The 24,679-nt window shown below is 36.4% G+C and carries 21 protein-coding genes and 1 tRNA gene; 15 read left to right on the forward strand and 7 right to left on the reverse strand.

Annotated elements, in window-relative coordinates; genetic code table 11:
* Nucleotides 1-107: 107 nt before the first annotated feature.
* Both JW886_RS01455 and JW886_RS01460 read left to right on the forward strand, forming a co-directional pair.
* Nucleotides 108-1,544, forward strand: coding sequence for an APC family permease (locus tag JW886_RS01455; protein ID WP_200407620.1), 1,437 nt, complete (start codon nt 108-110; stop codon nt 1,542-1,544).
* Between the two features lie 133 nt (nt 1,545-1,677).
* Entirely contained in the window at nt 1,678-2,319 is a 642-nt protein-coding gene (locus tag JW886_RS01460) for a lysophospholipid acyltransferase family protein (RefSeq protein ID WP_075526081.1), read from the forward strand.
* Nucleotides 2,320-2,332: 13 nt separating this feature from the next.
* Here the strand turns inward: JW886_RS01460 and JW886_RS01465 are convergent, their stop codons facing one another.
* Complete coding sequence (locus tag JW886_RS01465) at nt 2,333-2,836, reverse strand: MarR family winged helix-turn-helix transcriptional regulator (RefSeq protein ID WP_205872117.1); 504 nt, start codon at nt 2,834-2,836, stop codon at nt 2,333-2,335.
* 29 nt (nt 2,837-2,865) lie between these two features.
* Nucleotides 2,866-3,510, reverse strand: a complete 645-nt coding sequence (locus JW886_RS01470) for an FMN-dependent NADH-azoreductase (protein ID WP_205872118.1) — start codon at nt 3,508-3,510, stop codon at nt 2,866-2,868.
* Between the two features lie 176 nt (nt 3,511-3,686).
* Between JW886_RS01470 and secA the strand changes: the two genes are divergently transcribed.
* The 5 genes from secA to JW886_RS01495 all read left to right on the forward strand — a co-directional run bounded on the left by secA (nt 3,687) and on the right by JW886_RS01495 (nt 10,062).
* Nucleotides 3,687-6,284 (forward strand): preprotein translocase subunit SecA, encoded by a 2,598-nt coding sequence (gene secA / locus JW886_RS01475; RefSeq protein WP_205872119.1) that lies wholly within the window; start codon nt 3,687-3,689, stop codon nt 6,282-6,284.
* Nucleotides 6,285-6,413: 129 nt separating this feature from the next.
* A complete protein-coding gene (locus JW886_RS01480) occupies nt 6,414-7,448 on the forward strand; it encodes a 3-deoxy-7-phosphoheptulonate synthase (RefSeq protein WP_205872120.1) in 1,035 nt (344 codons plus the stop codon).
* Nucleotides 7,449-7,625: 177 nt separating this feature from the next.
* The gene (locus JW886_RS01485; RefSeq protein WP_011834224.1) at nt 7,626-7,892 is read left to right on the forward strand and encodes a phosphocarrier protein HPr; all 267 of its coding nucleotides are present in this window, start codon (nt 7,626-7,628) and stop codon (nt 7,890-7,892) included.
* Between the two features lie 2 nt (nt 7,893-7,894).
* On the forward strand, nt 7,895-9,622 hold the full coding sequence (gene ptsP, locus JW886_RS01490) for a phosphoenolpyruvate--protein phosphotransferase (protein WP_205872121.1): 1,728 nt from the start codon (nt 7,895-7,897) through the stop codon (nt 9,620-9,622).
* A 131-nt stretch (nt 9,623-9,753) separates the two neighbouring features.
* Complete coding sequence (locus tag JW886_RS01495; protein ID WP_205872122.1) at nt 9,754-10,062, forward strand: hypothetical protein; 309 nt, start codon at nt 9,754-9,756, stop codon at nt 10,060-10,062.
* A 76-nt stretch (nt 10,063-10,138) separates the two neighbouring features.
* Here the strand turns inward: JW886_RS01495 and JW886_RS01500 are convergent, their stop codons facing one another.
* Nucleotides 10,139-10,438 (reverse strand): YbaB/EbfC family nucleoid-associated protein, encoded by a 300-nt coding sequence (locus JW886_RS01500; protein WP_075526074.1) that lies wholly within the window; start codon nt 10,436-10,438, stop codon nt 10,139-10,141.
* Nucleotides 10,439-11,042: 604 nt separating this feature from the next.
* Between JW886_RS01500 and wecB the strand changes: the two genes are divergently transcribed.
* The 5 genes from wecB (at nt 11,043) to JW886_RS01525 (ending at nt 17,272) form a co-directional block, all read left to right on the forward strand.
* The gene (gene wecB, locus JW886_RS01505; protein WP_205872470.1) at nt 11,043-12,128 is read left to right on the forward strand and encodes a non-hydrolyzing UDP-N-acetylglucosamine 2-epimerase; all 1,086 of its coding nucleotides are present in this window, start codon (nt 11,043-11,045) and stop codon (nt 12,126-12,128) included.
* Between the two features lie 661 nt (nt 12,129-12,789).
* On the forward strand, nt 12,790-14,478 hold the full coding sequence (locus JW886_RS01510) for a glycosyltransferase family 2 protein (protein WP_420844223.1): 1,689 nt from the start codon (nt 12,790-12,792) through the stop codon (nt 14,476-14,478).
* Between the two features lie 36 nt (nt 14,479-14,514).
* Nucleotides 14,515-15,201 carry an EAL domain-containing protein gene (locus tag JW886_RS01515; protein WP_205872123.1) on the forward strand — a complete coding sequence of 229 codons (687 nt, stop codon included), beginning with the start codon at nt 14,515-14,517 and terminating at the stop codon, nt 15,199-15,201.
* 128 nt (nt 15,202-15,329) lie between these two features.
* Nucleotides 15,330-16,034: an EAL domain-containing protein gene (locus JW886_RS01520; protein WP_075526072.1), complete on the forward strand. Its 705-nt coding sequence runs from the start codon at nt 15,330-15,332 to the stop codon at nt 16,032-16,034.
* Between the two features lie 50 nt (nt 16,035-16,084).
* Nucleotides 16,085-17,272, forward strand: coding sequence for a GGDEF domain-containing protein (locus JW886_RS01525; RefSeq protein ID WP_075526071.1), 1,188 nt, complete (start codon nt 16,085-16,087; stop codon nt 17,270-17,272).
* 97 nt (nt 17,273-17,369) lie between these two features.
* On the opposite strand, the gene JW886_RS01530 is transcribed toward JW886_RS01525, so the two are convergent.
* Nucleotides 17,370-17,455: transfer RNA gene (locus JW886_RS01530), tRNA-Leu, on the reverse strand.
* An 81-nt stretch (nt 17,456-17,536) separates the two neighbouring features.
* Nucleotides 17,537-18,481, reverse strand: coding sequence for an alpha/beta hydrolase (locus JW886_RS01535; RefSeq protein ID WP_205872124.1), 945 nt, complete (start codon nt 18,479-18,481; stop codon nt 17,537-17,539).
* Between the two features lie 215 nt (nt 18,482-18,696).
* Between JW886_RS01535 and JW886_RS01540 the strand changes: the two genes are divergently transcribed.
* On the forward strand, nt 18,697-19,017 hold the full coding sequence (locus JW886_RS01540; RefSeq protein ID WP_075525115.1) for a DMT family transporter: 321 nt from the start codon (nt 18,697-18,699) through the stop codon (nt 19,015-19,017).
* 122 nt (nt 19,018-19,139) lie between these two features.
* A complete protein-coding gene (locus JW886_RS01545) occupies nt 19,140-20,300 on the forward strand; it encodes an MFS transporter (RefSeq protein WP_075525116.1) in 1,161 nt (386 codons plus the stop codon).
* Between the two features lie 87 nt (nt 20,301-20,387).
* Here the strand turns inward: JW886_RS01545 and JW886_RS01550 are convergent, their stop codons facing one another.
* A complete protein-coding gene (locus JW886_RS01550; protein ID WP_075525117.1) occupies nt 20,388-20,732 on the reverse strand; it encodes a helix-turn-helix domain-containing protein in 345 nt (114 codons plus the stop codon).
* A 489-nt stretch (nt 20,733-21,221) separates the two neighbouring features.
* On the opposite strand from JW886_RS01550, the gene JW886_RS01555 reads away from it, so the two are divergent.
* Complete coding sequence (locus tag JW886_RS01555) at nt 21,222-23,612, forward strand: lectin-like domain-containing protein (RefSeq protein ID WP_205872125.1); 2,391 nt, start codon at nt 21,222-21,224, stop codon at nt 23,610-23,612.
* A 126-nt stretch (nt 23,613-23,738) separates the two neighbouring features.
* On the opposite strand, the gene JW886_RS01560 is transcribed toward JW886_RS01555, so the two are convergent.
* On the reverse strand, nt 23,739-24,635 hold the full coding sequence (locus JW886_RS01560; RefSeq protein WP_205872126.1) for an Rgg/GadR/MutR family transcriptional regulator: 897 nt from the start codon (nt 24,633-24,635) through the stop codon (nt 23,739-23,741).
* Nucleotides 24,636-24,679: the final 44 nt, after the last annotated feature.

A 24,679-nucleotide genomic window follows, 5' to 3' on the forward strand; every position in this document is an offset into this window, starting at 1 on the left:
TCACATTAATGCCTCATAAAATTCTTTCTTGACAATTGTCTGACAATTCGGTAAAATACAGTTTATTGAAATTATTTGATTAAAATATCAGAAAATGAGGATTTATTATGGGATTTACGAAAAAAGCTGATTTTGAGCTCTATCAAGATGCAGACAAGCATTACAAACAAGTACTCAGTACGCGTGATTTTCTGGCCTTAGGTGTAGGAACAATCATTTCTACTTCTATTTTCACACTACCAGGCCAGGTCGCGGCTCAATTTGCGGGCCCAGGTGTCGTCTTTTCTTACCTGTTAGCTGCTTTGGTGGCGGGTTTTGTCGCTTTGGCATATGCTGAAATGTCCACCGTTATGCCTTTTGCTGGCTCGGCCTATTCCTGGATTTCGGTTTTGTTTGGAGAAGGTTTTGGTTGGATTGCAGGATGGGCTTTGTTGGCAGAATATTTCATTGCCGTAGCTTTTGTTGGTTCTGGATTCTCTGCTAATCTGCAGCAACTTTTAGCACCACTTGGTTTTCATCTACCTGCCTTCCTAGCAAGTCCGTTCGGTACCAATGGCGGTGTTGTGGATATTATTTCGCTTATTGTGATTTTGCTGTCCGCTTTGATTGTTTTCCGAGGTGCATCTGATGCTGGGCGTATCAGTCAAATTTTGGTAGTTCTTAAAGTTGCTGCGGTTATTGCTTTTATTATTGTCGGTATTACAGTGATTAAACCTGCTAACTACCATCCTTTCATCCCGCCTCACAATCCTAAAACTGGTTTTGGTGGATTCTCTGGGATTTGGTCTGGTGTTTCGATGATTTTCTTAGCCTATATTGGTTTTGACTCTATTGCAGCAAATGCTGCAGAAGCAAAAAATCCGCAAAAAACGATGCCTCGTGGAATCATTGGTTCCCTTTTGATCGCGGTCGCACTTTTTGCAGCCGTAACGCTTGTTCTTGTTGGAATGCATCCTTACTCCACATATGCTGGTAATGCTGCACCGGTTGGCTGGGCATTGCAAGAATCTGGTTATGCGGTACTTTCAGAAGTAGTGACTGCAATTGCTCTTGCTGGGATGTTTATCGCCCTTTTAGGAATGGTTCTAGCGGGGTCACGTTTACTCTACGCATTTGGCCGTGATGGACTTTTACCAAGTGGTCTTGGAAAATTAAACAAGCGACAATTGCCTGCTAATGGAGTGTGGACATTAGCTATTGTTGCTGTAGTGATTGGGGCATTTTTCCCCTTTGCCTTCCTCGCTCAATTGATTTCAGCTGGGACGTTGATTGCCTTCATGTTTGTAACTTTAGGTATTTACGCTCTGCGTCGCCGTCAAGGTAAGGATTTACCAGTCGCTTCTTATAAAATGCCTTTTTATCCTGTGCTTCCTGCCCTTGGTTTCCTTGGCTCCCTCTTTGTTTTCTGGGGCTTAGATTTTGAAGCGAAGGTTTATTCAGGAATATGGTTCCTTCTTGGCCTAGTGATTTATTTTATCTATGGCTACCGTTCTAGCAAGAAAGCCGCAACAAAAAATGAAGAGAGTGTTGCTGAAGTAAAATAAAGTTTCCTAAAGAGGAGAGAGTTCCAATTTTTGGAGCTCTCTTTTTATGTCGCTTGCGATTTCAAACATTGATAAAATCATTAAAATAAGTTAAAATAATGAAGTTATTAGCAATGATCAGGAGTAAAGAAATATGAAAGAATATGAAAAACAACATCGGCTCTTCTATGTGTTCTTACGCAATCTTGTAGCCTTTTTGCTGTTTATCTTTAACGGAAAAAGTAAATATTATCATGTGGATCGTATCCCCAAAGATGAAAACTATATTCTAGTAGCACCTCATCGGATGGCTTGGGAACCAGTTTGGTTCGCTTTTGCTACCCGTCCTAAACAATTTATTTTCATGGCGAAGAAGGAATTGTTTAAAGGATTTGGTGGTTGGTGGATTAAAATGTGTGGGGCCTTTCCAGTTGATCGTGAAAATCCAGGAACTAAACCTATCAAGCATGCGGTAAAAATGTTAAAAGAATCAGACAAGTCAATGATTATGTTTCCTTCTGGTAGCCGTCATAGTGCAGAAATGAAGGGTGGAGTAGCAGTCATTGCAAAGATGGCTAAAGTTCGTATTGTGCCTGCCGTTTATCAGGGACCTCTCAGCATGAAAGGTGTTTTTAAACGTCAGCGCGTATCCATTAATTTCGGTGATCCTATTGATATTTCTGATATTAAAAGAATGAATGATGAAGGGATTGCCGAGGTCAATCGTCGTATGGAAGAAGCCTTTGAAAGATTAGACAAAGAGTTAAATCCTGATTTCCATTATGAAGCAAAATAAAAAAACGGACCTACTAGTTCGTTTTTTTATTTTGCTCAAAAATTTGTGCTTCGACTCTATTGAAGTCTGTTAAGAATTTAAGCATTTGTTCTTTTTCGGAGATTGTGTAAGAGGACAAAAGAATATTGAACTTTTCCTCGATGAGCTTGTGCATCTTGTCATGGGTGAGGGCTACTTTTCGACCCTTATCAGTCAAGTGAAAATAAATTTTTTTCTTATCCTGTATTCCTTGATGACTTGTTAAAAACTGATATTTCAAGAGATTTTGAACTGCCCGACTCACTCCCCCACGTGTTACCTCAAGTTGATTGGCTAGTTCAATGCCAGTTTTATCATCTGTTTTCAAGGCAGATAAGATATGGAGAGCCGTAACAGATAGTTTCATTACTTCTTGTGTGAGACCTTCGTCTTGAAGCTGATCTAGTATCCAATCACGTTCTTTTGAAGGTGTCAGCGATGAATGCCGTAGCGCGTGCAACTGTCGTGCAATATTTTGATTGAGGTCGGTACTATTCATTCTTTAATTATACACTATAAAATAACCTTTTAGAAATTTTTTCCCAGAGAGATAGCATCTGTAAAGGATTTTTCTTTTAGGGAATCGGCGCGTTCCGGATATCGCGCATAGCCTTCAATAAATAGTTGTTGGCGATCTTTATCAGCAATACCTATCATTTTCATAGTTTGGTCGATATAAGCGGCCCCTAAATCTTCAGCCATATGTGCGGGATCTTTTTCATTGTGATAAAAGCCGCCAGCTGATTGAATGTGAAGTGATTTTTTTCCTTTGAGCAGACCAATTGGGCCATTTTCACTATATCGGAAAAGTTTTCTAGGGACAGCGATAACATCAATATATTGCTTTAGTTCAGCGGTAACAAAACCATTGTACATTGGATTGACAAAAACATATTTATCTGCAGATAAAAATTCGTCTAAATAGACCTTATGGCGTGCAAGTAAAGTTTTATCATGGACAGTAAGTGTATCAGGTGCATACTTATTACGTTTCCAAGCTGCAAAAGTTTCATTATCTAGAGCAGGTACTTTTTCAGAAAACAAATCTCGGATAATTACTGTATCAAAAGGATGTTCTTTCTGGTAGCTTAATTTAAATTTCTCTGCAGTGGTCAGCGACCAGCTGAAATCATCGGTATGTGGGTGGGCAAGAATCATTAGTAGAGTAGTCATAGTATTACTTCTTTCTTCGTTTTATTTGTTGACAAGCAACATTATAAATCAAAATATGTTGCTTGTCAACAAATAAAAGGGTCTCTTTCAGAAGAACAGGTTATTCCAATTTGTAAAAATGCTGTAAAAGTGCTAAAATTAAGGATAATATCCACTATTTATCTGAAAGAGAAAATATGCCAAACATTATTAGAAAATTTGTCGAAAATGACAAAAAAGAGCTAAAAAAACTCAATAAAATGGCGCTCAAAGTTGAATCATTCGCTGAAGAAATGGAACATTTGACAGATGAGCAGTTAAAAGCCAAAACTCCAGAATTAAAAGAACGCATTGCCAAAGGAGAAAGTCTTGATGAGCTTCTCTATGAAGCATTTGCTGTCTGTCGTGAAGCAGCCCGCCGTGTGCTTGGCTTGTACCCTTTCCATGTTCAAATTATGGGTGGGATTGTCTTACACAATGGTGACGTGCCCGAAATGCGTACTGGTGAAGGTAAAACTTTGACCGCAACAATGCCTGTATACTTAAATGCTTTGACAGGGAACGGGGTTCACGTGGTTACCGTCAATGAATACTTGGCAACTCGTGATATGACGGAAATGGGTGAACTTTACAGCTGGCTTGGATTGACTGTTGGTTTGAACTTGAATTCAAAATCACCAGAAGAAAAGCGTGAAGCCTATAACTGTGATATCACTTATTCAACATCAGCTGAACTTGGCTTTGACTATCTTCGTGATAACATGGTCACACGTGCCGAAGATATGGTTCAAAAGCCATTGAACTATGCTCTTGTCGATGAAGTTGACTCAATTTTGGTCGATGAAGCCAGAACACCTTTGATTATTTCTGGACAAGCTGAAAGTTCATCAGCACTTTACTATCGTGCGGACCAATTCACTAAGACTTTAAAAGGACAAAACTTGAATGTTGCTACTTCGGAATATGAAGAAGGCGACGATTACAAGATTGATTTACAATCAAAAACAATTTCCTTAACTGAAGAAGGAATTGATAAGGCCGAAAAATTCTTCCAAATCGAAAATCTTTATGATATGGAAAATGTCGCCTTAACTCACTTTATAGATAATGCTTTACGTGCCAACTTTATCATGCTTCACGACATCGACTATATGGTTGATGAAAACCAAGAAGTTTTGATTATTGACCAATTTACTGGACGTACGATGCCTGGACGCCGTTATTCTGATGGGCTTCACCAAGCAATTGAAGCGAAAGAAGCTGTGCCAATTCAAGATGAATCAAAAACAATGGCTTCAATTACGATTCAAAACTACTTCCGGATGTATAAAAAATTGTCAGGGATGACCGGTACTGCTAAAACCGAAGAAGAGGAATTCCGTGAGATTTATAACATTCAAATCACACCAATTCCAACCAACCGTCCTGTTCAACGTTTAGACCATCCAGATTTACTTTACCCAACTTTGGAAGCTAAATTTAAAGCAGTGATTGATGATATTAAACGTCGTCATGCGGAAGGGCAACCAATTTTGATTGGTACTGTTGCTGTCGAAACTTCCGAATTGATTTCTAAGAAATTGGTTGAAGCTAAAATTCCTCATGAAGTTTTGAACGCAAAAAATCACTTCCGTGAAGCACAAATTATCATGAATGCGGGTCAACAAGGGGCAGTAACGATTGCGACCAATATGGCCGGTCGTGGGACTGATATTAAGCTTGGACCTGGTGTTATTGATCATCCAGATCCCGAGTTTCGTGGACTTGCTGTTATTGGTACTGAGCGTCATGAATCTCGCCGTATTGATAATCAATTACGTGGTCGTTCTGGACGTCAAGGTGACCCAGGGGTTTCACAATTCTACCTTTCTCTTGAAGATGAATTAATGAAACGTTTTGGTTCGGAACGTGTTTCAGCTTTCCTAGATCGGATGCGTATTTCTGGTGAAGATGCAGTCATCAAATCTGGATTGATTACTCGTCAGATTGAAAGTTCACAAAAACGTGTCGAAGGAAATAACTACGATTCTCGTAAACAAGTCTTGCAATATGATGATGTCATCCGCGAACAACGTGAGGTGATTTACGCACAGCGCCATGCGGTCATCATGGCTAAAGAAGATTTAACACCCGTACTTATGGGCATGTTCAAGCGAACAATTGATCGTCAAGTGGATGGTCATGAACTTGCAGGAAGTCTTAAAGATGAAGAAAATGTCAAAAATCTCTTGCAAACATTACACAATACAATGTTGCCAGAAGATGGCATTGAATTGTCTGAACTGACAGGCCTGTCAGTACAAGCAATGAAAGATTTGATTTTTGATAAAGTCAAAGCTCGTTATGCTTCACAAATGGAAAAATTATCTGACCCAGAGCGTCAGTTGGAATTCCAACGTGCAGTTATCTTGCGAGTTGTTGATAATAACTGGTCAGAACACATTGATGCGCTTGACCAGATGCGTCAATCCGTAGGACTTCGCGGTTATGCCCAAAATAATCCTATTGTTGAATATCAAGAAGAATCATATAAAATGTACAATAATATGATTGGTGCGATTGAATTTGAAGTGACGCGTTTGATGATGAAAGCTCAAATTCAACCACAAACGGCGATCCGTCAGGAAGCACCGCGGATGACCACCACCGCTTCACAAGGAAATATTACGAATGTCGGTACTGAGGAAGCAGTCAGTGATGAAGTTTCATTTGAAAATGTGGGTCGAAATGAGCTTTGTCCATGCGGATCAGGTAAAAAGTTTAAAAACTGCCATGGACGTACTCATATTGCCTAACACACCAAAAAAAATTTACTGATGACGCTATCAGTAAATTTTTTTACAAATTTCTCTTAAAAAAAGAGATAATTAACAGAAAATTTGATACAATAGATAAAATAAATTTGTGAAACCTGAGGAAATATCATGTCTTTTAAAGAAGTAAGCCCCAAAATAAATATCGATGCAATCAAAATGTTAGGCCACCTCAATAGTGAGCAGCAGGCTAAAAAAATGGAGCGTGATCAAGAGCTTGAGGCCATCATTAAAGGTGAAGATGACCGTTTACTCCTGATTATTGGCCCATGTTCGTCAGATAATGAAGAAGCTGTCTTGGAATATGCTCGCCGTTTAGCTAAACTTCAAGAAGTAGTTAAAGATAAGATTTTTATGGTCATGCGTGTCTATACGGCAAAACCTCGTACAAATGGGGACGGCTATAAAGGATTGATTCATGAGCCAGGAGCTGATGGACGTACAGATCTCATCAATGGGATAAAAATGGTTCGTGACCTTCATTATAAAGTGATCACGGAAACGGGGCTGACGACGGCTGATGAAATGCTCTACCCAGAAAATGTGCGGCTAGTTGATGACTTGGTGAGTTACCACGCGGTGGGGGCGCGTTCAGTTGAAGATCAGCAACACCGCTTCGTAGCATCAGGTATTGATGCTCCGGTAGGAATGAAGAATCCGACATCAGGTAATCTCAAAGTCATGTTTAATAGCATTTATGCAGCGCAACAAAAACAAGATTTTATTTTTGCGCGAGCTGAAGTTGAAACATCAGGCAATAGTATGGCACACGCGATTTTACGTGGGGGGCTAGACGAAAATGGTAAGAATCATCCTAATTATTACACAGACAATCTGGTGGAAACAATTGAGTTGTATGAAAAAATGAACTTAAAAAATCCTTTTATTGTGATTGATACCAATCATGATAATTCAGGCAAGAAGTTTATGGAGCAGATTCGGATTGTTCGCCAAACATTGATTAATCGTGAGTGGGATGACAGCATTAAAAAATATGTTCGTGGTTTCATGATTGAGTCTTATCTGGAAGATGGTCGTCAAGATCACCCTGAGATATTTGGCAAATCAATCACAGATCCTTGCCTGGGCTGGGAGAAAACAGAGCAATTAGTACAAGAAATTTACGCAGCGGAGTCTAAAAAATAAAACGTAATCTAAAAAAATCTGTCAACTCTGCAGATTTTTTGTTTTTTTAGCAAAAAATGCTCGAAAAATTTAAAGCAAATATTGCAAACCCTTTCGTTTTGTGGTACAATTTTTAGAGTGATAAATATCTCGGATATTATCAATAAAAACGAAAATAACTAAGGAGAACCATAAAAAATGGCATCTAAAGAATTCCACATCGTTGCAGAAACTGGTATCCACGCACGTCCAGCTACATTGCTTGTGCAAACAGCTTCAAAATTCACATCAGAAATCACTTTGGAATACAAAGGGAAATCAGTAAACCTTAAATCAATCATGGGTGTTATGTCACTTGGTGTTGGTCAAGGTGCAGACGTTACTATCTCAGCTGAAGGTGCAGACGCTGATGATGCTATCGCAACTATCGCTGAAACTATGACTAAAGAAGGACTCGCTGAATAATCATGACAACTATGCTCAAAGGTATCGCTGCATCTTCAGGTGTAGCAGTAGCTAAGGCATACTTGCTTGTCCAACCAGACTTGTCTTTCGAAACAAAGACAATTACTGATACAGCTAATGAAGAAGCTCGCCTTGATGCAGCACTTGCTACGTCGCAAAGCGAGCTTCAACTCATTAAGGACAAAGCAGTAACAACCCTTGGTGAAGAAGCCGCTTCTGTATTTGATGCACACATGATGGTCCTCGCTGACCCAGATATGACCGCTCAAATTAAAGCAGCAATCAATGATAAAAAAGTTAACGCTGAAGCAGCCCTCAAAGAAGTAACTGATATGTTTATCGGTATCTTTGAAGGTATGACAGACAATGCTTATATGCAAGAACGTGCAGCTGACATTAAAGACGTTACAAAACGTGTTTTAGCTCACCTTCTTGGTGTTAAATTGCCTAGTCCAGCACTCATTGACGAAGAAGTAATTATCGTCGCTGAAGACTTGACTCCATCTGATACTGCTCAATTGGATAAGAAATATGTCAAAGCCTTTGTTACTAACATTGGTGGACGTACTTCTCACTCTGCTATTATGGCGCGTACTCTGGAAATTCCTGCTGTTCTTGGAACAAACAATATTACTGAACTCGCTTCTGAAGGTCAACTTTTGGCTGTTTCAGGATTGACTGGTGAAGTAATTCTTGATCCGACTGAAGAACAACAAAGTGAATTCCATAAAGCTGGCGAAGCTTACGCGGCGCAAAAAGCAGAATGGGCTGCCCTTAAAGATGCTGAAACAGTAACAGCAGATGGTCGTCATTTTGAATTGGCTGCCAACATTGGTACACCTAAAGACGTTGAAGGTGTTAATGATAATGGTGCTGAAGCCGTTGGTCTTTATCGTACAGAATTCTTGTACATGGATGCACAAGATTTCCCTACAGAAGATGACCAATACGAAGCATATAAAGCTGTACTTGAAGGAATGAACGGTAAACCAGTTGTTGTCCGTACAATGGACATCGGTGGTGACAAAACATTGCCTTACTTTGACCTTCCTAAAGAAATGAACCCATTCCTCGGATGGCGTGCACTCCGTATCAGCCTTTCAACAGCTGGTGACGGAATGTTCCGTACACAATTGCGTGCACTCTTGCGTGCTTCTGTACACGGTAAACTTCGTATCATGTTCCCAATGGTTGCACTTTTAACAGAATTCCGTGCAGCGAAGAAAATCTACGAAGAAGAAAAAGCAAAATTGATTGCTGAAGGTGTTCCAGTTGAAGATGGTATCGAAGTAGGTATCATGATTGAAATTCCAGCAGCAGCAATGCTTGCCGACCAATTTGCGAAGGAAGTTGATTTCTTCTCAATCGGTACAAACGACCTCATCCAATATACAATGGCTGCAGACCGTATGAATGAACAAGTTTCTTACCTCTACCAACCTTACAATCCATCAATCCTTCGTTTGATTAACAATGTAATCAAAGCAGCTCATGCTGAAGGTAAATGGGCTGGTATGTGTGGTGAAATGGCTGGTGACCAAACTGCCGTACCATTGCTTATGGGTATGGGGCTTGACGAATTCTCTATGTCAGCAACATCAGTACTCCAAACTCGTTCACTTATGAAACGTTTGGATTCTAAGAAAATGGAAGAATTGGCTAACAAAGCCCTTAGTGAATGTGCAACAATGGAAGAAGTTGTTACCCTCGTTGAAGAATACACTAAATAATTCTTTATCTAAAAAGTAAAAATCCTGTCAGTTACTGACAGGATTTTTTTAGCTTCGATAAAAAAACTACTTATCTCTATGGATAAGTTTGACATAAAGTTGTATAATCAATGTGAAAAGAAGGACGAGCAATGAAAAAATTAAACTTTTTTGACTATTGGACCATTGGTGAATTACTTTATAGCTTAGTTCTGCTCCTTATTTTACCACGTCAAATCCAAATTAATTTTTGGCTTATTTTAACAAGTCAAGAGCCGTCTGGTTCGTCCTTCAATATTTTTGCCCTTCCTGTCATTATGGCCTTACCCAATTTGCTTCAGAGAATTTTGGAAAATAAGTGGATTTATTTTGAAAATCTGCACAGGTTGTTTCTGCTGGCTAATCTTATTTTACTTTGTCTGACGAGCTTTTGGCTCTTTAGCCTCCCTTTCATCCAATAATTTTTTACTGACAGGCTGGTCAGTAGAAATTTAGATAAAAAATTACTGACTAATCTGTCAGTAATTTTTATTTTATTTAAAATGGCAAACCTTTGCTGAATTTACCCATTTTTTGTTCTGTGATTTTTTCGATTTGAGTAAGTGCATCATTAACTGCATCAGCCACCAAATCTTGAAGTGTATCAGGGTCTTCAGGATCGATGATGTCAGATTTAATTGTTAAAGAGGTGAGTTTACGTTCCCCTGTAAATTCAGCAGTCACCAAGTCCTGAGCTGATTTTCCCACAAATGTAGTGTTTGCAATTTCTTCTTGTGAAGCTTGCATTTGTTTCTGAAGTTTTTGGGCTTGTTTCATCATTGATTGCATATTCATCATGATTGATTGGTCTCCTTTATTCCTCAACGAGGGTAAAATAAATTTCAAATAGAGTTTTACCACTTAGTGATTTAAAGAGGTAATACGAAAGTTTTACGCTTTCAATTATAACATTTTCAGCCTTTTTTTTGTAGTGCCATGGCGGTATGCTCAAAGTCATCTTATATCCGAAAAATTAGAGTTTTTCGGATACTTATAGTTAAAAAGCTCTTTTTACTTAAAAACTGAGCTTATTTTTATTAATAAATTCTCTTTTATCAATAAAAATAGAAACGTAACGCATGCTCTTGAATTATTCTATATATTCTTGTAGAATATTAAATACATAGATGAAACAAATCAAACAATTTTTACAAAAATATAGCTCTGTATTATAAGAAAAACTCTAATTTTTCTGAGTTGATGTAGCAAGGATTAGAGAAATTATTTGCTCTTTTAGAATTTTTAAAATAAGAAAAAAGTATTTATTTTTTAATTTATTTTAAAAATATTTGTATTTTTATAATGTCGTTTGAGGAAGAAGTATTAAGTCTAGAGTTATTGGAGCCATGTGACTTGAAAGAAACACTTTTGATGGCGTAAGTAGGAGTGAAAAAGGAATATGATGAAAAAATTAATGTTTATTTTCGGAACGAGACCAGAGTTTATAAAGTTATTTCCTTTGATAAAGGAAGCGGAAAAAAGAGGAAATAAAGTGGTTGTCGTTAATACAGGGCAACATCGAGAAATGCTTAGTACGCTACTCACTCACTTTAAAGTTGAAGCAGACTATGACTTAAAGATAATGCGTCAATCTTCAAATTTATCAGACATAGTGGCAGGTACGATTAGTGGTTTAGATCCTATTGTCAAAACAGAAAAACCTGATCTCATCCTTGTTCACGGTGATACAGCAGCTACTTTGGCTGGGGGTCTTGTCGCATACTTCAATCAAGTGCAATTGGCGCATGTCGAAGCAGGCCTACGAACTTATAATAAATATTCACCTTTCCCTGAAGAATTGAATCGTCAAATGGTAGGCGTTCTTGCCGATTTACATTTCGCACCTACGGCGGTTACCAAGCAAAACCTTTTAAAAGAAGGAAAAGATGAAGAAAATATCTTCGTTGTAGGAAACAGTGCAATTGACATGTTTCAGTACACGCTTCAAGATAATTATCAGCATGAAGCTTTGAGTTGGCAAGCTGATAAAGCAATGATTTTGATTACAGCACATCGACGTGAAAACTTAGAAGATTTAGAGCAAATTTTTGCTGCAATTGGAGAGATTGCTGATGAATTCAAGGAAACCCATAAAATAGTTTACCCCATTCATTTAAATCCTCTCATACGTGAAAAGGCTAAAAAATTGCTGTCTTATACCAATATCAAAATTATAGACCCTCTAGAGACAGTTGATTTTCACAATGTGATGAGACACGCTCAACTCATCTTGACAGACTCTGGTGGTATCCAAGAGGAGGCCGCCCATTTAGGCATTCCCGTACTTGTACTGCGTGATACAACTGAACGTCCAGAAGGAGTCACAGCTGGTACGTTGCGTTTGGTAGGGACTTCTAAAGCAAATATCGTCAAAGAAACCCGACGACTTTTGACCGATAAAAAAGCCTATGAAGAAATGGCCAATAAAGAAAATCCTTATGGAGATGGGACGACTGCAATTAAGATTATGGATATCATAAATGGATAATTTGAAAATAAAATCGAGTTCACTCATTTTTGTTGTTTTACTGTTTGCTTTGAATGTGCAGGGCTTAGTAAGAATGACACAAGTAGGATGGAGAGAAAATCTCGCTGCTCTGTTATTATTGACGCTACCTTTACTCATTATTTTTTATATTAATCTTACACGAGTTAACAAAAATTCAACGTTTTTAACGCTGTTTCTCTATTTTCTCCTGAATGGAGTTTTACTTGAAGAGCTGGTTCAGCTGGGTAATACCTTAACTTCAATGACTGAAATAGGGCTGTTCGCCAATTCGGGCTTTTTAGTCCTAAGTTTTGTTATGGGGATAGTTTTAACTTTTCTCTTATCACTTCGGCTTAATTTTCTCTCGCTTTTTATCAAATTTCTCTCTTTTGCTTCCCTCACAATCTTTTTAATACTTTTAGTGAGTGGATTATGGCGAGGTGTACATCCAATTTTATTTGATACTCAAGCTAATCCCGTCCTGAGCCTTTTTAACTCATTATCTCTCCTAGCTTGTGTCAGTTTTTTCAACTTGAAACCTGTAGGTGAAATCAAGAGGATTAAAGTGGTTTTGGGGAGCATTGCTAGTTTTTATCTGGCCTATTTTGGAGGGATACACTTTTTTGCAAAAACAGGACTTGCCATTTTTAATGATTCTGCGATGATTATTTTTGCTCTGAGTATGCAACTCATTCTCACTTTAGTTGCTCTAGCGATTGTGGTAAACCAGATTGGTAAAAAATTCTCACACACAAGCTACACCATTACGTTGGCTATGGCGCCTTTGAGTATCGCGGTGTTTTATTTCTACTTTTTAAGTTCATTTACCAGCCCTAAAGAAGTTCAGGAAATACAATTCTTGCTCCAGTTCATCCTTATTACAGTCCTTTTTATACGGACTATCTATATTGGATTATCAAATTATCTGCCCTCTTATCGCAAAATTTTTTTATACATCATCTCAAGTTTCCCGATTTATTTCATCGTAAAGTTTCAGTTTTTTGAGATAAAATTTTTGAGTAATTTAGGTCAGGAGTTGATTAATAAATTCACTCTAATCGCTATTTTCTTTTCTATATTAACCTTTGTCTACTACACTTTAGAAACGTTATTGCTCTGGTATGCCTACGGAACTAAAAGTTATACCAGTGATTTGGAAGACGTAGAAATTGAGACGGAACATCATATAGTAGTACTCATTCCGTGTATGAACGAAGAACTTGTAATTAAAGATACTGTTCAGAGCTTATTAAATACTGGTTATAAGAATTTAGAGATTTATGTTATTGATGATGCCAGTGAAGACAATACGGTCGCTGAACTTGAAAAATTTCAAACTGATTCTCGCTTTCAACTTTTGAGAAGGGTAAAACCAGAAGCTCAAAAAGGGAAGGGTGAGGCTTTAAATTGGGCTTATCAAAAAGTTACAGATAAATATTTAAAAAATAGAGGAATTTTTGAAAATACACTTATTACTATCATTAATGCAGATTCAAGTGTCCAGCCAGATTATTTTGAAAAAGTCAATCGTGTCTTCAACTCTGATTTTGAGCTTACAGGTTTACAATCTAAAGTTCAAATTATCAATAAAGATGATAATACTGCACAAGACTTGGAATTTGAAGAAATCATTAATGCGACACAATCCCTTAGGACGAAGACGAACACAGTTGCTTTTGGGGGAAATGGTCAATTTTGTAAACTGAGTACCCTTTATTCACTTCATGAACTTCCTTGGACAGATTCTCTCGTAGAGGACTTTGATTTGTCTTTACGTATTTTCCTATCGGAGATTTATAATGTACGAAACGTACAGTACGATGACATTATGATTACTCAAACAGGAATTTACGGTGATCATCAAGCACTAGTAAAACAACGAGTACGTTGGGCTCAAGGAAATATTCAAACCTTTAAATATTTATATAGAATTATAAAATCTGATAATTTACTGCTCAAACAGAAACTTGAACTCAGCTTTACTCTATTAAAACCTTGGCTGATGTCAATTGAATACCTGGTGGTTGTCTACACTATTATTGTAATGGCTGGTACGATTATAATTAGTGGGTTTACTGCTTCTATACAAATTTTTATCTTCATGTTTTTACTAATGGTACTTTACATTTTTGCAATTAACTTAGTTTGGGCAACGCTCTATAATCGTAATCAAAAGAGAAACAGTGAGGCGGCATTTACAGGAAAAAAAGTCATCAAAGATACTTATTATCTGACAAAATTTCTTATACTCTTAACACAGATTTATCCCCAAGCCACCATACGTTATTTTACGGCTCAAAACGGTTGGGATAAAACCAAAAGACAAGCCAGTATCAAAGATAATGAATAAAAAATAACGATAATTGCTGAGATAGAGGAGGTTGAAGTGTTCGGTAAAACAAAGAAAAACGATAATTATTTATATTTCTTTAATAAAATCTATGACCGATCAGGAAGTGTCTTTGGATTTGAAAGTTTACTGCGTATCAAAGATACGTCCGGCGAATGGGTTTTGCCACAAGACTTTGATAAGATTTCCTTGGAGATAATTAAAGAAGCAGTGATAAAGTCTAAAGAAAACCTTCCTCAAGGAAATTTTAAGTTTATCTTAAAGCTTACTAGTAAGCAACTATTAAGTTATCGCTTGCGTAAAATTATTAAAGAGGTGAGCCCACAAATAGCACCAATGGTTTTAGTTATTGAACTATCGCATAATGAAATTCAAAAAAAACCTAAAAAAGTGAGAGCTATAAAGCGACGAATTTTGAGATACCAAAAACAAGGCGTTTATTTTTCTATTAACAATATAGGCTCAGAATTTAGTCATGCAAAAAATATCCATAAACTATTGCCTTACATCGATTTTATAAAATTAGATATGAAATACTTTAATAAAGAGCAAAGCTGGTTGGACTTGACTTTAAAATTTTGGGGCAAACTAACTAAGAAATATCAAATTGAATTAATTGTTTCAGAGGTAGAAACCAAAGCTGATGCGGAACTTGTAGACCTTTTAGGTATAAATCTGAGGCAAGGTTTTCTGTATGGTAAGCCACAAATGCAAATTAAATAATTATTAATTAAAGATAAACAGAAGTGCTAAATTAGAGTGTGTGAACTTTAATAATTTTAAGCAAAATAAAAATATGTCGGAGACATAAAGGGAAGTTTGCTTTTTAGATAGAGTAAAGAGGTGATGAGATGAAAAGCGGAACTCCTTTTCCAATCAAAGATTTAATTTTCTTCAAGCAAGGCATTTATAATTTACATGAAAGTGAAACGCATGAGTATGAACTCCTGTTAAGATGTGAAGCAGAAGGACTTTGTGCTTTTCCGAGTCAACTGTTTTATAAGATTATGACAGATGAAAGGATTCATAAACTCTATATAGATCATATTGAAGAGTTACTGAATGACTATTTTGAGCAAGATCAGAATATCTATTGTCTTAATTTGGATTATCAGGAATTATTTTATGAGGAAACACTTGTATTTTTGAAAAAATTTAAATACAAAGATCGCTTAAAAATAGAATTTACCGAGCGGATTCCAGTAAGGCGTAATAACGCATATGAGGAATTAGTGCCTGTAAACATCATAAAAGCAGTTAAACAGATGGGATATAGCATTGCTTTAGATGATTTTTTGTCTGGTGTAAATACTTTTGAAACTCTGTACGCTTTAGATGAATTGATATCTCGTGTAAAAATTTCTTGGGTAGGGTTTAAACGGATTCTCCCTAGTAAAGAAGCTCATAAGTTGCTCTTTTCACTGGCTCATATCATTAGTGAACTGGGGAAAGAAGTGGTAATAGAAGGTGTGGAAGAACAAGGGCTTCTCGATAGCTTTCCAAAGGAATGGAAGCAACAATCTTACTATTATGAGCTTCCTCGAAAAATAAAATAATGTGCTGTAAATTAAGAAAAGAATGGTAGCGGGAGCTATAGGAGGTAGTGATGATAGATTTTACTAATATACTAGGCAAGGAATTTATGGTAAAGCTATTTGTGATACCGACTGTGTTAGGTTTCCTCTTTGTGTTTCGACATATTATCAACCATTATTTGAAGCATACAAATAAGTATCTCGTCTTTTGTTTGTATTCTTTAAACTTTTTTGTATGGATGGCAATTTTAAGGATTCTGTTTAATCGAATCGATCCCAATGCTGTGCAAGGGTATTTAATCAGTGATATCTCGCTAATGCTCGTCACGATTGTAGTGAACTATTTCCTTTATTCTCTCTATGATTATGCTGAATATACAGTAATCCCTACACTCGTTGTATTTTTGGGTCTTTATCTATTTACTTATGAATTTGATTGGTTAAAAGTTCTTGCGGTTATCGCAGGTCTTGTACTGTTCTGGTTCACGATTATGAAAGTTTTTAGACACCGAGAATACATCAATAAATATAGTTTAATATTTTATCCAATTATAGGTTTTGCTGTAAATATTTCAGTATTTTTACTCTACAGTACCATCGCAACTTGGCATGATAGTTACTTTTTAGAAGTGTATATAAAAACTTCTCTTCCTATTTATTTTTTCCAGATTTATATAAAAATAGTTTTCCTTTTATTTTTAGCAAAAATAGTTTTTTCTGCAATTAATATTATCATCAAAGAGTATAATTTGATGAAAAAAAATATATATATTGATGACTTAACACAAGTTTATAATAGGCGTAAGTTTGAGGAAGTTCTCAAGGACTTACTCATTAGTAAAAATATCACGATGTTCTCTGTTGTATTGTTTGATGTGGACGCCTTTAAACATATCAATGATACATATGGACATGGTTCTGGAGACTATGTTCTGAAGCGGTTATGTGAACTCGTTAAGGAAACTTTAAAAGAGGAACAGAGTAACGGTCAGTTGTTTAGATATGGTGGTGATGAGTTCTTTCTTATATTTAGAAATGTCACGGGGATGAATGCGAAATTCGTGATGGAAAAAGTACTGAGAAAAATATCTGGAGAACTTTTCGAATATCGTGGTCACTGTTTCAAAATTACTATTTCAGCGGGTATCTCAGAAATAACAGAATTTATGGATCGAAACGAAGTGATTCATCAGGTTGATGAATCACTCTACGTGGCAAAACATAAAGGAAAAAACCAAGTTTACTACAAAGAGGACTAAAAAAGTTCTAAAAAGAAACACTTAGTACAGTTTGTACTAAGTGTATTTTATTTAATAAAAAAACTCCTAAATAGGTAGGAGTTTTTTGTAATTATGATGCGGTGGGAGGGACTTGAACCCTCACGACCTAAAGCGGTCACAGGATCCTTAATCCTGCGCGTCTGCCAATTCCGCCACCACCGCAAAACAGTACCTTAATATAATACCATTTAGAGGTGGAGTTGTCAAGAATAAACCCAATAATCCATCGGTTTAGGTGTTGTGTTATTTACTGATAGGATTGTAAGTTGACATAAACTGGGCAATAGTTTTGCGATAGAGCTTAGGATCAGTTTCGAAAGATCTCGCATGTGTCGCTCCTTTGACAATTAACAGTTTTTTAGGTGTACCTGATTTGACAGCTTGATAATTCTCATAAACCATTTTTGTGGGAACATATGTATCTTTATCACCATGGATAAGAAGAATGGGGCGCGTGTTCTTCGACAAAGCTTTAGTGGCGTTTGCTTCATTGAAAAACCAGCCTTGACGAATCTTGCTTTCGAGAGAGACGCTATAGACCAAAGGAAATGCAGGTAGATTATAACTAGATTTTGCTTGATAAACAATCTCATCCCAAGCATTCGTATAGCCACAATCTTCAATGATGTTTTTGACAGAACTTGGAAGTGCTTTTTCACTGGAAGCCATCATGACTGTTGCCGCACCCATAGATAGCCCATATAAGGTCAAGTCGCTTTGGGGGTTCTTTTGAGTAAGATAATTCGCCCAGGCAATAACATCAGTTTTATCATGATATCCAAAGGTAATGAATTTACCCTCAGAGTCACCTGCACCACGATTATCAGGCATTAAGACATTATATCCTAACTCATGGAAAAGCTCGCCGTACTGACGCATTGCAGATTTATTCTGACGGAAACCGTGGACTACTATGACAGTCTTGTCAGTACGAACGGTGGCTGGAACATACCATGCTTTTAATTCTAAGTGATCACTCGTTATTGTTTCAGTAGATTTGGGAAGTTTGTCAAACTTTTTGACAAGGGAGTAGTTTGGACTACTAGATTTTACTTGGCTTACCGGTGTATCATTACGGACACAAGCTACTTTATAAAAATAAAGGGTTACCCCAAAGTCTATTATTAATAGCAGTGCAAAGAGGGCTATTACCCAACGCCAAAGTCGCTTTTTTTTCAAATTTTTCATGAGCTATATTATACACGAAATGTGATAAAAATACTATTTAAGAGAGATGAGACATTAACGGGCCTAAAAGCCTATATTTTTTAGTTGAAATATGTTAGAATAATGGAAATGAATAAATGCTCCACCGGGAGTCAAACGCTAAGCGGTTTTTACATTTCAGTAGGTCTTTGAAGAAATGTGGGAAGTCGTTTTTTTATTTGAAAAAGGAGTAGACAATGACGTGGTTTTATCTTATATTAGCAGGATTGTTTGAAGTGGCTTGGGCAACTACGATGAAAATGAGCCAAGGATTTTCTAACTTTAGGTTTTCATTGTTGACAGTAGTGGGAATGATTGCTAGTTTTACTTTTTTAGCATTTGCTCTAAAAAAGATGCCTTTAGGTATTGCCTATCCTATTTGGACAGGGGTGGGTGCCGTAGGCTCCATTATTATAGGTATTATCTTATTTAAAGATAAGGTTCCGACTATGACTTGGTTATTTATAGGATTGCTAATTATTGGAATTATTGGCATAAAAGTAACAAGCGGTCACTAAGTCTTCTTGAAACAATAATGTATTCTATCCATTAGATTCATGTTATAATGGATGAATTGGTAAAAAATAAGATAAAGTAGCAATAGTTCGTTCTATTTGCTATTTTTAATGAGGAGGAAAAAATGAAGAACAAAAAAAGAATGATGAATTTGGCTATTTCAAATTTATTTCTTGTTTTTTTGGGAGCAGGTTTAGTTATACCAGTGTTGCCAACATTGAAAGAACAAATGCATTTCTCAGGGACAACGATGGGAATGATGATTTCGATTTTTGCGATTGCGCAATTGGTTGCTTCACCTATTGCAGGAGCTTTATCAGATAAAATCGGTCGGAAAAAACTCATTGCATTAGGTATGATTGTTTTTTCTTTTTCAGAATTATTATTTGGTTTAGCTCAGGTAAAAACAGGATTCTATATTTCGCGCGCTCTTGGAGGAGTTGCGGCGGCTATGATTATGCCATCAGTGACAGCCTATGTGGCTGACCTAACGACTATTGCAGAACGTCCTAAGGCAATGGGGCTGGTATCAGCTGCAATTAGCGGTGGTTTTATTATCGGACCGGGGATCGGCGGATTTCTAGCAGCCCTAGGAATTCGTGTACCTTTTTTTGCGGCAGCACTCTTAGCTTTTATAGGTTTCGTTTTGACTCTTACTGTTTTAAAAGAACCTGAAAAATCAATGCAGAGTGAACATACGGCTGAAAAAGTATCCTTTATGTCAATCCTTAAGAATCCAATGTTTGGGTCTTTATTTGTGATCATCTTGATTTCTTCTTTTGGTTTACAAGCCTTTGAATCAATATATAGTATTATGGCCACAATCAATTTTGATTTTTCAATGGGAGAGATAGCTCTTGTTATTAGTGTGAGTGGTGTTTTAGCACTCTTCTTTCAAGTTTTTTTATTCGATCCAATCGTCAATAAAATAGGAGAATTAGGGTTAATTCAACTTACGTTTTTTGCTAGTGCCGTCTTTATCGGCGTTATAGCGTTCACAAAAAGTAATTTGCTAGTGGCGATTTCTACGTTTGTAGTATTTCTAGCTTTTGATTTGTTTAGGCCTGCTGTCACTACTTATCTTTCTAAAAATGCAGGAGAAAGGCAGGGGGCTATTAATGGACTTAATTCTGCATTTACAAGTTTTGGTAATATACTAGGTCCCTTGGCAGCCGGATACCTTTTTGACATTAATCATCTCTTCCCATACTACGTTTCGGCAATCATTTTATTAGGAACAGGCTTTTTATCATTGTTCATGAATAAAAGAAATTTTAGTAAATGAGACTAATCCAATAAAAAATACCTTGAAATTTCAAGGTATTTTTTTAATACTAATATGATAGAAGATTATTAATTTTTTTATGATTAATCAAGACACTTTATGAGTAGTATTGTTAGAATAATCCAATTGCGACCTGATCCAATCTTGACAAAGGACAATGAGCTCTTTTTTTTGCTTAAAATCAAGAGTATTGAAGATAGATTCAATAGATTTTGAGCGGCTTGTAGTATCTTGCCCAATAAGATATTCAGGTTCTACTTCAAAATAGCTTGCAAGCTCTAAAAGCCTTACTGCTGAAGGTTCACGACCAGTTTTATAATTGTGTAATGCATTTCGTGGATAGCCAAGTTCTCTTTCAATTTGATTCATGGATTTGTGTGATGAATTCATGAGTTCTAAGAGACGTTCATAAAATAAATTTTCTTTGCTCATAGTTATATCCTTTCTGCTAGAGTTTGTTTTGATTTACATTGAGATATGAATGCTTTGACTAAATATACCTTGTATTCAAAAAGATAGATTTAAGCATCCGAAAAACAATGTGACGTCTATTAGTATATACTTTCTGTCTGTATTTGTGGCATCTATTATGGCACCCTTTTAGTACAAATTACGATTTTTATAAAAGTATTCTATAGGATAACAGGTCGGAAATGCAATCTGAAAAAAACCTTTCTTTGTATTAATGATGTCTTAATTTAGAGAGTGTTATTCTTATGAAACATTTGCTATTTTTTATCTTTTTGTTTAATACATCACAAGGCATCACTTCTAAATTAACAGATAAATTAGATGCTGTGTAAGATAATGGTCTTTTAAGAAATGCTTATGTAATTTTATAGTTTTGGCGATACGTGTATTTTATTTAAGCTTGGTGTAAAATAACTTTTATAGACATAATGTTTTTATGGGGAGAAACAGATGAAATTTAAAACGAGTATATTGTTAGCAACAGCAGTTGTTACAACATTAGGCGGTGGTGCATTATCATCGCATAATGTCGTAAATGTCTTTGGAAATAGTAAGGTTTACGCAGCAACCTCTAGAGACATTACGATTACAGGGGAAACTTTTCCAGACTACTTTCAAAGCAATGGGTCCGCAGCAGCTCATCCCTATGATGAAGTTAATTATATCCAGACTTTGACTGATGATGCTACATATTTGGCAGGAAATGTTACTTTGACTACCAAGGTAGATATGTCGCAGAGCTTCAGCTTTAAAGGCGAAGTTAATCTTGGAAATAAAAGTAAACAAGATGGAGGTGCAGACGGTATAGGTTTTCTTTTCCACCCTGGTGATACAGATGTAGTTGGTGCTATAGGTGGAGCTGCAGGTATAGGTGGAGTTCAGGGAGCTTTTGGTTTCAAATTAGATACTTATTATAATGGAACTTCTGAATCTAGCTTTATGGCGGATCCAGATATCTATAGTGCTTCTAAAAGTGCTACAAAAACCGATGAATCTTTCGGTGCTTTTGTTGATGGGACTGACGGTGTAGCAAAGACAATTGAGGAGGGTTCCTTAACAATACCGCAACCTACTGATAACCAGTTCTTACCCTTTGAAATTGTGTATGATGGTACAACTGAAACCATGACTGTTACTTATAATGGTGAAACATGGGAGAAAAATGTAAAAGAATTTATGGGTAATGAAACAGCCATGTCTTTCTCTATTGCAGCATCTACTGGAGGAAATAAAAATTTACAACAACTTAAAAATGTAACCTTTACCTACACGATAGCTCAAGGAACTGTGGTTTCACATTTTGTTGATGAAGATGGTAATCCTATTTTAGATGCAGATGGTAATCCCATCTCTGAAGAAGAATCAGGAGACTTAAATACTACTTGGAGCTTAAAACCTAAAGAAATACCCGGATACACTTTTAAAGAGGTGAAGGATAATGAACCAACGGAAGGGACTTACACAGCAAATGATCAAGAAGTAACCTTTGTTTATACCCGAAATGTTGGACAAGCAGATGTGACCTATATTGATGATACAACTGGAAAAACTTTAACTACTAAAGATTTATCTGGGGGGGTAGGAACTTCATTAAATTATGCGACAGCCGATACGATTAAGTCTTATACGGATGCTGGTTATGTTCTAGTTTCTGATGATTACCCTACTCAAGATGTGCAGTTTACTGAAGAGCCTCAACACTATGAGGTTCATCTAAAACATGATACAACTGAAGGTAGTGAAGAAAAAGAAGTGAAAGAGACCATTCACTATGTCTTTGAAAACGGTGATCTAGCTAAGGAGGATTATCAAGCAACACCTATTACCTTTAGTCGTTCTTATGTGATGGATAAAGTAACGGGTGAAAAAACCTATGGTGAGTGGAAGGCAGTTAATGGTAACCAATTTGATGAGGTGGCTTCGCCAGAAATCAAAGGATATACACCTGACCAAGATAAAGTGAGCTCCATCCCTAACGTAACTGTAGATATGGATGATATCGAAAAAACGGTCACTTATAAAAGAAATCCAGGTAGTGTTGTTATTACTTATATAGACGATACTACGAATAAAGTTTTAGAAGAAAAAGAACTGACGGGTGAAGTAGAAAGTCTCGTAGATTACACAACTGCAGATCGTATAAAGTATTACATTGATAAAGGTTTCGTGTTGGTATCTGATGGCTATCCAGAAAGTGAAGTTACCTTTACGGAAGATGGACAAAAATATATCATACGTTTGAAACATGATGAAATGAGAGAAGACGAAGAAAAAATGGTAAATGAAACCATCCACTATGTCTTTCAAAATGGAGAAAGTGCTTCAGAGGACTATGTTGCGACCCCTATTAAATTTAGCCGTACTGTAACAACGGATAAAGTAACAGGTGAGATAACATATGGCGCATGGCAAGCTGAAAATGGGAATCAATTTGCTGAGGTAGTTTCACCAAAAATCAAAGGATACTCTGCTGATCAATCCAAGATTGATGCTATCACGGGAATAACACCTGAGACGGGAGATATTGAAAAAACAGTCGTTTATACTAAGGATACTTCAACGACTACTTTGCCTCCAGTAACTTTCCCTGATTCTGGTAATCCCTCATTACCTAACCAAGTAATTGACAATCAAAAAACGGAAGAATTTGATTTTAAATCAGATGATACCGCAGATGTTCCTACCTCTGAAGAAGGCACTGAGGTTACAACAGAGGAAGACAACTTGCCAATTACAGGTGAAAATATAACCAAAATGAGATTATTAAGCACCCTAGGAGTGTTCCTACTCGCTGTTTCTGCAATGCTTTATGAGCTAAAGAGAAGAATAAAAAAACAATAGTAAAATATAAAGAAGACTATATTAAATCGTAAAAAACTCCAGAGTTTCTTTCTCTGGAGTTTTTTACGATTTAATATTGAGAATCGATAGGATAAGTGTCTGCCCATTTGTCTTAGAATGATTCACTTACTCATCTATTTCTAAATTATCTAAATCTCTTTGTATAAGATTTACAGTGTCGTAGCAGTTATAAAAGACTAAGTCCTCTTTACATTTTTTAATGATTTTGGCTGTCTCAACATCTCCTGCTACGTACTGTAAAATAGCTTTGTCGTATACTAGAGTTATTTTTTCATATAAAAATCGATCATCAATATTTATATTTTCTAAGAAGGTTATAAAGTCTGTCGTTAGTGAATAAAACTTGAGATGGATCAGCTGTGAAATGACATTGAGGACGGCATCAATTAAAGCATGTCTAGTATACTGTAGCTTTAAACTTTTTTGGGTGGGGGAAATCATGTTATTGGTTAAATCCCACAAAGTGTAGCCATCAAAGAGATGAGAACATTGACCAAATAGTTTTATATCATACTGTCCCCATTCCTTTATCTCAGATAAATAAGTTTTTAAGAAGTTAATCTCTTTAGTTTTAATTTCAAAAGGTTCTAATAAAGAGATGACAGCTTTTACTCTTATTTTTTCCAATTTATAGTGTCTGATATTGGGATTATCTTGTTCTAAGTTGATGATTTCATCAAGAATAGCTTTTAATTGGATAACATCCCTTTTGTAGTAAGCCATGGACACCCTACTATCAAAGACAGTAACATCAGAATGTCTTTGATTTAAGTTGTAAAGAAATTGAAATTCGTAAGTATTAACATTTATATTTCTTAAAAGTTTTAAAAAGTGATCAACATGGGGGATGCATTTCCCGTTTTCAAAGTGTGAAAGTGAGGTAGTAGATAGCTCACCAGCGACCTCTTTCTGGGTTAATCCTTTAGCAAGTCGTAGTTGTTTGAACGTTAATCCTAAAATATTAGGTGTATTGTTAAGAGTATTAAGATTTTTTTCTGCCATATTTATCCCCCAAATAAGATATTCAATCTTAAGTATACTAATAT

Source organism: Lactococcus taiwanensis (assembly GCF_017068355.1).
In the GTDB taxonomy this organism is placed as follows: Bacteria; Bacillota; Bacilli; order Lactobacillales; family Streptococcaceae; genus Lactococcus; species Lactococcus taiwanensis.